The organism is Leptolyngbya cf. ectocarpi LEGE 11479 (assembly GCF_015207065.1).
Lineage (GTDB): Bacteria > Cyanobacteriota > Cyanobacteriia > Phormidesmidales > Phormidesmidaceae > Leptothoe > Leptothoe ectocarpi.
Genome location: NZ_JADEXP010000195.1, coordinates 1 through 11,950, shown reverse-complemented (window position 1 = coordinate 11,950; position 11,950 = coordinate 1). Strand labels below are relative to the sequence as shown.

Annotated in this window: 9 protein-coding genes; 5 read left to right on the top strand and 4 right to left on the bottom strand. The window is 48.1% G+C overall.

Translation table 11 applies throughout. The features are described from left to right. The 5 genes from IQ260_RS18945 to IQ260_RS18925 all read left to right on the top strand — a co-directional run. A partial coding sequence (locus IQ260_RS18945) for an aromatic ring-hydroxylating dioxygenase subunit alpha (RefSeq protein ID WP_228016256.1) occupies positions 1-1,027 on the top strand: 1,027 nt, incomplete at its 5' end. 3 nt (positions 1,028-1,030) lie between these two features. Next, the gene (locus IQ260_RS18940) at positions 1,031-1,744 is read left to right on the top strand and encodes a sterol desaturase family protein (protein WP_193994665.1); all 714 of its coding nucleotides are present in this window, start codon (positions 1,031-1,033) and stop codon (positions 1,742-1,744) included. Between the two features lie 38 nt (positions 1,745-1,782). After that, entirely contained in the window at positions 1,783-2,010 is a 228-nt protein-coding gene (locus tag IQ260_RS18935; RefSeq protein ID WP_193994664.1) for a hypothetical protein, read from the top strand. Further along, on the top strand, positions 1,994-2,626 hold the full coding sequence (locus IQ260_RS18930) for an acyltransferase (RefSeq protein WP_193994663.1): 633 nt from the start codon (positions 1,994-1,996) through the stop codon (positions 2,624-2,626). Before IQ260_RS18935 ends, IQ260_RS18930 begins: the two co-directional genes overlap by 17 nt. Continuing rightward, on the top strand, positions 2,614-4,122 hold the full coding sequence (locus IQ260_RS18925; protein WP_193994662.1) for a GH3 family domain-containing protein: 1,509 nt from the start codon (positions 2,614-2,616) through the stop codon (positions 4,120-4,122). The genes IQ260_RS18930 and IQ260_RS18925 overlap by 13 nt, the downstream gene beginning before the upstream one ends. Here IQ260_RS18925 and IQ260_RS18920 read toward each other — a convergent pair. From IQ260_RS18920 to IQ260_RS18905, 4 genes are all read right to left on the bottom strand, one after another. Further along, on the bottom strand, positions 4,102-6,717 hold the full coding sequence (locus IQ260_RS18920; protein WP_193994661.1) for a CHAT domain-containing protein: 2,616 nt from the start codon (positions 6,715-6,717) through the stop codon (positions 4,102-4,104). The two genes, IQ260_RS18925 and IQ260_RS18920, sit on opposite strands and share 21 nt — an antisense overlap. Before the next feature lie 3 nt (positions 6,718-6,720). After that, positions 6,721-9,516, bottom strand: a complete 2,796-nt coding sequence (locus IQ260_RS18915) for a beta strand repeat-containing protein (protein WP_228016255.1) — start codon at positions 9,514-9,516, stop codon at positions 6,721-6,723. 81 nt (positions 9,517-9,597) lie between these two features. After that, positions 9,598-10,536 carry a hypothetical protein gene (locus IQ260_RS18910; protein WP_193994659.1) on the bottom strand — a complete coding sequence of 313 codons (939 nt, stop codon included), beginning with the start codon at positions 10,534-10,536 and terminating at the stop codon, positions 9,598-9,600. Between the two features lie 823 nt (positions 10,537-11,359). Continuing rightward, positions 11,360-11,950, bottom strand: a 591-nt coding sequence (locus tag IQ260_RS18905; RefSeq protein WP_228016254.1) for a hypothetical protein, incomplete at its 5' end; no start/stop codon positions are given.

Genomic DNA, 11,950 nt, shown 5'->3' with positions numbered 1-11,950 from the left:
CACCATACCGATTCGGTTTGAAGATTTTTGGTACATTGTTGCTTCCAGTCAACAGCTCACAGCAAAGACTGTTTTGCAGCGTACGGTGCTAGATGAATGGCTGGCTATTTTTCGGGGAGCCGATGGTAAACCTGTTGCCTTGAGAGATCGCTGTTTGCATCGTAATACGCGGTTGTCTGGGGGCAAGGTTTCCCAAGGACAGCTGCAGTGTCCTTACCATGGCTGGCAGTATGATCAAACTGGACAGGTGGTTAATGTCCCGGCGGAGGGAGAAACGTTTAGACCCACACCCAATCGCTGTGCTAAGGCCTATGACACCTGCGAACAGGATGGCTATGTTTATGTGAGACTGCGGGGGGCATTGGACACACAGCCGTTTGCGATGCCCCACTACTGTGAACCGGGCTGGGAAACGGTGCGGGTGGTCAATCGTTTTGCTAATAGTGTGACTAACTGTGCTGAGAACTTTATCGATATTCCCCACACGGTTTCGGTGCATCCTGGTATCTTTCGTACTGCTCGAAAACAGCGGTTAGAAATGACTGTGGAGCGTTGCCAGGGCACGGTGACCGCCACCTACCGTAATGAGACTAACAATTTGGGCTGGGCTCGCTGGTTTCTAAATCCTCAGGGGCATGAAATCTACCACCGCGATTCTTTCCATATGCCCAATGTGACCAGTGTGGAGTACACCATGGGTCCCCATCGTCGTTGCTTGATCACGAGCCAGTCGGTGCCAGAAAGTGAGAACTCCACCCTGGTGTATACCGATGTCACATTTAACTACGGTATGTGGAGCAAGCTGGCGAAACCTTTGGTGCGGTGGACGGCTCAGCGGATTATTGACCAGGATATTGGGGTATTGGGGGTGCAGGGAGATGCGATCGCAAAATATGGCACCCACTTTCACCACACTCCAGCCGATACCATCCACGTATTTGTTGAGTCCATCCGTGACGCCATCGCCGCTGGCAAAGACCCCCGCACTCTACCCGACAAGTCCACCGACATTACTTTTTGGGTTTAGATCATGATTATTTTTGGTACCTTTGTTCTTCTCATTACCCTGACCGCTATCCACAGCTGGGGAGAACTCCGACAAAAGAAACGGACTGATTGGATTCTAGATACTGCTGGGTTATGGGTGCAGGGGCTGCTCATTCCCCTACTGCAGCTCACCCTACTGCAGACGTTGTATCAACAACTAATTCCTGCTTGGCAGCATAGTGTACAGCTCCATCCCGTGTTTGCCTTTGCTCTCAGCTTTGTAGCGGTGGACTATCTCTATTATTGGAATCACCGATTTCTCCATAGCCGCTGGGGCTGGTTTGCCCACCAGGTGCATCATACGGTTAGCACTATGGACGTGTTGGGTACATCGCGGAACACCCTGTGGAGTAGTTTTTTGATTGTGTATCTATGGGTGCATGGCCTGTTGATCTATTTGTTGGCGGATCCGAGCGTCTATGTACTGGGCGTTAGTCTGACCGCAGCCCTTGATCTATGGCGACACGGTCGGTTTGGCCCCCAGCCTAGGAGTCAGCTATATCAGTGGCTATCGGGGTGGTTGATCTTACCTCAGGACCATGGCTGGCACCATCAAGGTACTGCCTGCAACTATGGGGCCAATCTTAAACTGTGGGATCGCCTCCACGGCACTCTGCACCTGTCAGCACAGTGGCCTACTACTCTGGGGCAGCCCAGTCATTTACCCCTGTGGCGACAGCTGCTATATCCGCATTAACTCGCTACACTGGATTGCCGTTACCTGGTTTTAATCTGATGTCATCCATAGAATCCAATGAGCGTCTGATGCTGATTATTATCTGCGTCATTCCCTTTGCCGCATTGCTGTATTGCGGGCTTGTCTTTGCCACCCTTTTAACCGTCCCTGCTGCTAAAACCTATCCCCTAATTTTTGGGGGAGTTTTTGCCCTGATTCCACTGGTTACGGGGGCTGCCATCTGGGTAGGACCTCGTCGCAGCTCTAGTCATGACTCTGTTAAGTAAATTTTTATCCTTTTTTCCAAGCCTCTGTGTGGGCTTGGCGATTATCTCTTCTGGCTATGGTCTTTGGGAGCGCAGTCTTTGGGGCTTGCTGCTGGGTGTCTTTTGTCTTTATGGCTTACCTGTGGTGGCCTATCGGCTCCACAATTGGGTTTATCCGCTCAAAAGCGGGATTAGCTATCTCGAGGGACATGACTATTCTCCCTGGTGGGGTAGCCATCAGTTGCAAGTGATCTATATTGCGTTTCCAGCTTTAGAAACCGTGTTGAGACTGGTTCCCGGTTTGTTTTCTATCTGGCTGCGGCTGTGGGGTGCCCAAGTGGGCAAACAGGTGTACTGGACACCGGGGTTAGAAATTGCCGATCGAGGGTTGTTGTCCATTGGCGACGGTGTGGTTTTTGGTCATCGTGTGGGTCTGTCTAGCCACATTGTTAAACCTCGACGAAACAATCTCATGTTATATCTCAAGCCCATCACTATCGGTGATGGCAGCTTTATTGGAGCAGGCTCATACATTGGTCCTGGTGCCACCATTGCCGCCGGGAGCTACCTGGCTGCGAGAAGCGAGATCTACCCCAATGTCACCATTGCTGCAGGAGACCCATCATGCGCTGGTTGATTAAAACTCTAGGAATGCTGCTGGCACCCGCAGCTAAGCGTTTTTCTCATGCTCTTTTCCAACCTCAAACAGCCCAGCAAAGACTACAAAAACAACTGTTTAAGCAGTTGATGCAGAGTGACTATGGCCAGTCACTCAAAATCTCTTCTATTGATGACTGGCATCGCATCCCCATTGTCACCTATGACGATCTGTTCACTTGGATCGAACAGAAAAAATCACTGACTTCCGATCCTGTTCTCTTTTATGAGAAAACATCGGGCAGCGGTGGACCGGCAAAACGTATTCCCTATACCCATGGCCTACGAAAATCGTTTAACACGCTGTTTTGTATCTGGGCCTATGATCTAATCACCCACGGCCCCAGGTTTAAAACCGGCAAACTATATATGTGTATCTCTCCCAAGCTACTAGCGCCAGGGGAGTCCCCAGAGGGATTGCAGGACGACGCTGACTATTTGGACCGATGGCTACGCTGGCTGCTAAAACCGTTTCTGGTGTCATCGGTCGATGCCCACAAACCACAGCTGCCCGAGGTGTTTCAATCCAATCTGTGTAAAGCCCTGCTGCTGGAAGAGAATTTAGAGACTATTTCCATTTGGAGTCCCAGCTTTCTAAGCGTACAGCTGGATTACATCCAGACTCACCGTCAGGCGTTATGCACGCACACCCAGCTATCGCCAGCCAGGGCTGAATTACTCAAGAGTGAAACCATTGATTGGGAGGCTCTGTGGCCGCAGCTAAAACTGATTTCTTGCTGGGATAGTGCGATCGCAGCCGACCAGGCGAGCAGTCTCAAGGCTCGCTTTCCGAATACTCTGATCCAGGGCAAGGGGCTGCTGGCCACCGAAGCGCCCATGACCGTGCCCCTGATGGCAGCTAACGGCTGTGTCCCACTCATCACTGAGGTATTTTTTGAGTTTGAGGATGACAGGGGCCAGATATATCGGCTCCATGAGCTAGAGCTGAGTCAAACCTACAGCGTGATTATTTCTCAGAAGGGTGGATTGTATCGGTATCGGATGTGCGATCGCATCCAAGTTACCCACTATTATCAGGCCACCCCCTGTCTAAAATTCTTAGGTCGCAGCCATACCACCAGCGACATGGTGGGAGAAAAACTCACCCTGGACTTTGTCAGCCAGATCCTAGAGCAGCTCCATCTGCCCACAACAGCTTTCAAATGTTTAACTCCGGTCCTATCTCCCCAACCTTATTACATCCTACTAACGGATTACAGCGCCCTGTCCGTCAATGATCTGACACACTCGTTCGAGCAGCTTCTCTGCCAAAGTTTCCATTATCGTCAGGCCCGTTTGCTCGGCCAGCTCCAGCCCGTGCAAGTATACGCTACGCCAGATGTGCTGCAACGTCTAATGCAGTACCACTATCAGCAGGGTAAACGTCTCGGCGACGTCAAATATCCTTGTCTCCTCACGCAGCCCATCCCCCCAGATGTATATGAAATCATGGACCTACAGCCAATTACCCAGTAAAACGTAGGGTGCCCAATAGCTAGGGCGTCGAAAAATCGAATCAAAGGCGTCATCCCGCAGCAATCGTAGTTGAGTATTCCTGAGGGCTTGGGCTTTGGAAATATTGGGTGTTTGTAGCTCCTGATAAAAGAGATTGGCAAAGAGCGCGCCTGATTCATCGTCCAGGTTCCAGAGAGATGCTAACGTACTACGAGCCCCTGCCTGGACCGCAACACCCGCCAATCCTAACGCCGCTCGTTTATCCCCCGCAGCCGTCTTACAGGCGCTCAAAATCAATAATTCAATGGCACTTTGTCGATTTTGTTCACCCTGTCGTAGCAAACGATTGAGGGCATTCATTTTGATGGGCTGATCCCAGGCCAGAACAAAAGTCTCATTGGGGTCAGAACTAAATTGACCATGGGTGGCTAAATGGACTAACGGAAAGGGCGTGTTGTTAATGGCCGTTTCTAAATTTAACGCCGTAAAAGATTCGTTAAACAGAACGTGACTGGGGGTACTTTGCTGGATCTGATCCACCTCATCTTTGACGGAAGTTAGCTCAGAAAAACCATGGCGAGCTTCACTCAAACCGGCAATAATCGTCGCTAGTTTCTGTCGCTGTAGCGGCTGAGGGGCTACTAACTGTAGTCCAGGGGCTAGGGCAATGCCATATTTTTCGACCAGATACTGCTGTCCGTCGTAGAGAGCAGCCATGGGGATGCTACGTAAAAAGCCATCTAGCACAAATACTAGCGTGTCAATTTGGCTAGTTTCTAAGGCTGTCTCCGCTGGTTGGATGACCCAATCATAAAGTTTTTTAGACTCAGTCTGTACTTCGTTAGTTTTCCAGGGACGTAACAGATTGTACTGTAGCTCTTTGAGTAAAGACTCAAGATCAGTCTGGGAGATCTGCGTCGTATATTGTTTCAATGGCTGCTGCGGCAGTTTGAGTATAATTTCCAGACGATCTGGCAAGATAATGGGATATAAAACAGCAGTTGGAGCCGCCGCATTCTCAATTACTCGATCAATCTCTTGACTGACAGGGACACAGGGTTCGTGAAAAAAGTTTTCTAACTCAGCTAGCTGTAGGGATTCGATCGCCTGACGGGCTTTTGCTAGCAGGGTTTGTTGGGCAGGCTCGTCATTTTTAGCTGTGGCCAACAATAAACTAACCCATTCGCGATATACCGGTTCTATCTGCTCTTGGAAATCAAACCGGAGAACGGGGGTAACAGCAATTAGGTTACCGCGCAGCGACTGTAAATTGTTGACGGCATGATCGTAGCTGCTGATAGCTTGGGGAGTTCTTCCCTGTTGGGCCTGTAACTGACCTAGGTGCCAGTGCCACTGGTAGGCTAGGTCAGGAGCTTTGATAGTTTCAGCCAGGGATAGAGCCTGCTGAAGAAATCGTTCAGCACGTTGCCACTGTTTGTCTTGCAGATATAGCTGGCCAAGGTAGCCCAAGGCGTAGGACTCAGCTCTGGCATCCTCTAGTACAATTGCTTGTTGTCTGGCGATCTCAAGCTCTTTTAAAACCTGTTCTTGCTGGGGCGTTTTATCTAGTTGCCGCTGTACCAACTCCAAGCGGGCGTTGACAGTTATTCGACTCACAGGTAAACGGATCAGATCCGCCTGAATCCTTTGATAGAGGGCGTCTGCCTCCACCTGAATTTCTTGATCAAGGGCGTCTGTCTCCTCAACAGCATCAGATATTTCATTTAAGAGACTCCACTGGCTTAGTTTTGCCCGTAGCTGTAACTGTAATGTTTGTGCCTTGATGGCGGCTGTTTGATAATGGCTTAAGGCAGTTTCTGACTCTTTCTTAGCTGCTGCTGTATGGCCTAGACTTAGATATAGAGTCGCCATTTTGTTCGCATCATCGAGATTTTGAGCCGCGCTCAGACCTTGTTCTAGAGTCGCTTGAGAGGCGTCTAGATTACCTGTCATGCGCTGTAGATCGCCCAGGAGCTGTAGACCAGTGACTTGGGTGGATAAATCAGCTCCATCGGTAAGGGAAAGATTTGCATGCGTGAGAATTGTTAAGGCGCGACGATAGAACCCTAGGGATTGGAGGGCCTGAGCCTGGTTGATACGGCTACGCTGTTCGCCAGTATGGTTGTCTGCTTGCGTATAGTATTTTGTGGCGTTTTCGAAGGCTGATAAGGCCTGGGTTGGGTGAGATCGCAACAAAGCCAAATTACCCTGGGTATTCCACACCTGAGCAAATATACCCGCTATTTCGGGCGATTTGTCAGGATTCACCTGATGCAGCAATTCTAGACTTTGAGCCATAGCTGTCTGGGCCTGTTCCAAATTGCCCTGGTGCTGATAGGCCAGGGCGAGGTTACTCAAAACGCTGGCCTGGTTTAAGCTATCGCCCTGGGCGGCTAGAGTATTAGCCAGCTGCTCCCAAATGGCAATGGCTTCAGGAATGCGCCCTGCTTCGTAGAGCTGTCTGCCTTGCTGCTGGGGTGATATTTGGGCGAGAACGGTGGGGCTGTCTACGGCTACTGCTGTAGGTAGCAGCCATAAACCATGACCAACCGTCAGGATTAATGATAGGAGGAAGCAGAGTAGGAGGGTGAGGGGACGAGGGTGCGATCGCAACATGACTTATCCCCTAACCTGTGGACAAACGGCTAAATATTGGGCAGTTGCAGACGGATTAGGTGTTTGAGCTATCAGTACAACATGACCGTCATGATCTCGTTGCCAGCTTTGGGCTTCTATGAGCGGGGGGGACGGGGCGACAAACGTATCGTTGGCGGTGGCAGTTATTGTGCTGTTTTGGTGTTCAAGCTGACTGATAGGTAGATCCCCTCCAATGTCAATTAGCCCTGCTGATTCATTGCGTACGACATCCCTCGGTGTAGGTGGCGCGCCACCCTGCCCGGTAACAACAAAGGCACTCTGACCTTCGCTGTCAGCTAGGCACCGCTGGGCAACGGTGGGAGCAGTGGTATCGGTGGGGAGTTCGATTAGGTTTTGGGTGGGGTCAAGATCAAGATTGTTGAGAACGACAGTACCGCTTTCACCGAATTGAGAGCTGGCGTCGATGTCGTTGGTGCCGTTACCATCTATAGCTGGACGTTCGACCAGGTTAAAGATGCCTTGGGCGGTAATGTTGATATTGCCGCCACTGCCTGCAAAAGCGTTAGCGACAATGTCACTATCTTCGTCGGCGACAGAGATTAGAAAGCCGTCAGGCATAGCTAGGGTGATGTTGCCACCATCGCCAAATCCCTGAGATAAACCAGCTTCTGCGGTCAGTCTTCCACCAGTACGGAGTAATACAGCATCGGGATCGTTGAAGATAATATTGCCGCCAGTACTACTGTCGGTGCTGGCGCTGATTTCTGCGTCAGCACGTACGATAACAACTAAATCACCACCAGGAGTTTCATTGATAACAAGATTGCCCGCTGGGCCAGCACCTTCTGCACGGGTAAAGAGTTGACTTTCTCCACCCGAGACTTCCACTCTTTCAGAGGCATTGATGATCAAGGTGCCACCCGGACCTAACCGTGAAGCAACAACACCAGGTATTACAAGTGAACCTGCACCAACTCTACCTCCATCTCGAATAATTAACTCTCTCGCGTTGATGGTTGCCGTGCTTCCTCTACCCGAACCCAAGTTGTCAGCAGATATCTTCGCTCCATTTTCAACAATCAGCGTGTCGGTAGTGGCTGTCAAAATACCGACATCACTAGTGGCCCCAGGCTCTGCAGAAACAAATAGTCCACTAGAATTTCTATCTAAGTCACCGACAGGAAAAATACCGTTGAGCACAATGTAATCTGAAGCATTGACTGTCAAAGGTCCACCATTTCCTTCATTGCGGCCTGCTGTAGAAATTTGCGCGCCGTTGAGCAATGTCAGCCGCTGCGTTTCAATATTGATAGCACCAGCGTCACCGATTGACTGCTCACCTTCTCCAACTCTAGCAACAATCCCACTGGGGATTCGGCCATCTGCCGTACGACCACGGCCTTCAATCTCTGTAGCTTCAATGTTGATCAGTCCACCGTTACCGCTACCGAGCGTACTACTTTCAATTTTGCCGCCATCTCGAAGGAATAATCGACCAGTGGTCACGCTAATTTCTCCAGCATTCCCCGTAGCAGCGCGACCAACCTGGTTAAACAACCCTGTACCGCTATCATCTACATCAATCGGATCAGGGCCTATCTCAACCGATTGAGAAGCATTGACAATTAAGTTGCCCGATGAAGCAGCCCCAAAAGTGGCTAAGGATATCTGGGCTCCATCTTGAATCATCAAATGATTGGTCTCAATAGTGATATTTCCCCCTCTCAGAGCTTTATCATAGTCTGCAAATACTTCTGCAAAAATCCCCCCTGGAATCCCATCAGAATCTACATCAGATAGCTCAATTTGATTGGCCGTAATGGTAATATCGCTGGCTTGACCCACCACTCCTGGTGCAGAAATATAAGCGCCTTTATCAATTTTCAAGAGATCTGCATTCAAAACAATGTCACTGGCGGCACCTGAGTCAACACTCGCTACTTCTAATGCAGTTAGATCTCCGGTCAGAAGAAGAACCTTGGATGCGGCAATAGTCACATCATTACCGTCGTCTGCCCCCAACGTTAATGACTGTAAGAAACTGCCGCTGGCAAACGTGATATTTTGTCCTTGGATGTTAATTGCACCAGCGCCAGCACCACTGGTATTCAGCTCAGCAAAATCGGAGAGCAAAATGTCTTGATAGGTGTTGACATTATCGTAGTTAAAACGCCATCCTTCCCCCGCAGCGATCAGTTCAACGTTACTCTGCGCACCTACACTACTCAGTTCAATATTTCCTGCTGGGGCGAAGAGCCCACCCCCAGGGATATTCACATCGCCACCGATGAGTGCTAGGGTACGTCCCGTTGGACCGTCTAAGAAGAGCTGAGAGGAATTGTTTAAGGAGGCTGGTGTCTGACCAAATTGCAACCCTATGGGTGAGCTAATACTTAAAAGCTCAACTGTTGCTGGCAACGAAGCGTCAAAATAGGTATTATCCTCAAAACCAATACGGTTGGCTGTACTAGCAATAAAGGAACCGCCAATGTTTAAGGCTGCATCTGATCCAAAGGTAATTCCATTAGGATTGATGAGAAATAGATTGGCGGCACCATTTGTCCGAATTAGACCATTGATATCAGAGACTGTGCGCCCCGTCACTCGACTAAAAATGTTTTCAACGGTAGCCGCGTTATTAAAAAAAGCCTCATCATCAACGGAGAAGGTGGCGAAACTGTGGAAGAGGTTACGTCCTCGCACCGTGCCTCCCACAATTTCGCACGTAGTACATCCTCCAGACAGCACCACTGTGTTTGTAGGCAACGTTGTATCGGCGATGATCTCAGCGTTTGTGCTCGCTGGGGATACGAACATAATAGCCACGCCACTACTAACAGCCAGTAGTTGTCTAAGAGAAGTTGTACACATGGGGCATGTTGTTCAGTAGGCAGACTCTTACAGTAACTTCTTTTTAGAAAACCGAATGCCTAAGAAAGTAAAAATTAATAGACCCACTGCAGAGGTCGACTCAGGAACAGTAACACTATCAATATCAACATCGTCAGAAATATCTTCAATAAACCTAAATGAGCCAAATATTGGAGTTCCATCTGGACTAAATAAACTACTTGCTGTACCCGGAGCAGCAGTAGTTAGAGTGAATTCTTTATAGGGATCAGGAGGATTTACGAGCAACTTACTACTATTCTCTGAATTTTTTGGAGAGGGACTCTCTAAAGTATCTAAGATAAAGGCAAGATCAGTTACTAGATTATTGACTAGTTTTTCATCAAGCACTTGATTGTTTGAGGAAGATGGCTCGCGAAACAACTCAAAACCTAACGTGAAGGTTCTAACAGGGGCGGACATACCTCGAAAGGTTTTTAGTTTGATCGGCTCATACTTGTCATGAGAGTCGGTCAGGCTATAAAACATTGCGTTAGTGGACTGATCCCATTGCGATCTGAGGTTTAAATTTGAATTTAATTCAAAATCTAAATCACTGGAAAAATCAACTTTAGGCGGATATCCGTCCCCTTTTTTTTCTTCTTTGGAATCCAGTAGTTTAGCCTCTGTACCAATTGTAACTTTATTGATAGGCCCTTCAATTGGTGTCAGGCTATTGATCGTCAAATCCGAAACCGCATTCTCAAATAGGCAAGAAAATTCTGTATCACAAAGTCCTGTGATTTCAGCTCCGTCAGAGGTAGTGTCAGAGATAGAAAAGCTATATGTCAAATCTACAAGGTTGCTATCTCCTAAAGTAGCTCTACCACCTTTTCTACCTATCCTATCTTGGTTATTTCCTACAGCTTCAGCTGACTCTGGTAAACCACCTATGAGCAAACCGATGGTCAGTAGAGTGAGAGATATTAATCGAGGGGTCTTAAACATAAGTTGCTGTCCTATGAGGTTTGAGTTATCAGAAAGTTAGTGCTTGTGATGTTCATTGACCACTAGGCTGCGTTCTCTATAATTCTTTAGGGAAATGTCTGTTAGTTGTACGGCTTTCTCTTTTGAGACGCTGAAACTACAGAAACCTTGTTGGTTTTTCAACAGAACCTACACAAGTAGAGATACCCTTGAGCAAAAAACTTACAGGGTAGAACTGTAATTCAACTTATCTAAGGATAGAGGAATTAATAAAATCCATATCCCTCCACGTTAATTAGTAAAGGGCTGAGCGGAGTCGCGCGCGAAGCGTTTCCTATGGAAATAGTCCGACTCAAATGGAATTTGTTTAATCTCTGTTCCTAGGTGCTCCAAGTTTTTAGTGTCAAGCAGCTTGTTGTCTTATTAATGCGTACTAACAAAGGAGCAAGCGTATTAAGAAGATATGTCCCCACCAGTAGCGGCCTTCAATAGATTAGGTATGCACCGTTTCTCAGAAGAGTTGCTACATACCGCGCCGATTGTATTCTGCGACACAGTAATTACAATTGAGTATCCTGTTCACGAAGTATACTTATCAAGCCTAGCTGACATTTTTTACAGCAGCTTCATGATCGGCATAGATAGTCTTACAGATTAAAGCCTAGTCAGACTGAGCTTTCACAGCTTTGTGCGAATATGAAAGTAAGCCTCTCACATTCACACAAAGCATATATAGCAAGAGAGAGCAGTAGCTAGTTGCGACCCAACTCAATAGAGCTCTTAGATGAAAAGCCAGCGTGATACGAAAAATTACAACAATGTACCCGAAGTCTGCCAGACATGATTAGACTACAGCAGGTACATCAAAGCTAACCGTTTGCTGATTAATTCCTGCTAATTCAAAGGTCCGGTCGTACAGGGGGGGAGTATTACCGTCAAGAATATCGTAGTTTCTATCGACCACTGGCCCTAAGCTAAAGTCTGTCTGAATAGGTGTCCAAGGAATACCAACACGGCCTTCCAGAGATAACGCTTCTAATGAGGCATCGACATCGTAGTTGAACATGCTCCTATTTGTAAAATCAGCATCTAGATCCAGCACGGCACTGATGCTTAGAGAGTTGCCAATATTATCTGGAACGGTAAATGTTACGTCTTCACCCACAATAAAGTCAATTCGCTGACCATTCTCTAAAACCAATTGCCCAGTCAACTCATCTACTTGCAGGTTAAAGTCCTGTCGTGCTGCCAGTTCAGCATTTAGCTCAACATCCAGCAAATCATAGTCTACGTGACCAATTCCAAAGTTAAATCTATCTCCTAGATGAGGGATAGGAATGGCAAATGATTGTGCCAGGGCAGTGGCAACTCTGTCCATATCCAAACTAGCATTTAAAAATTCATCTGAGCCGCTTGAGGAAAGAGAGTTAGCACC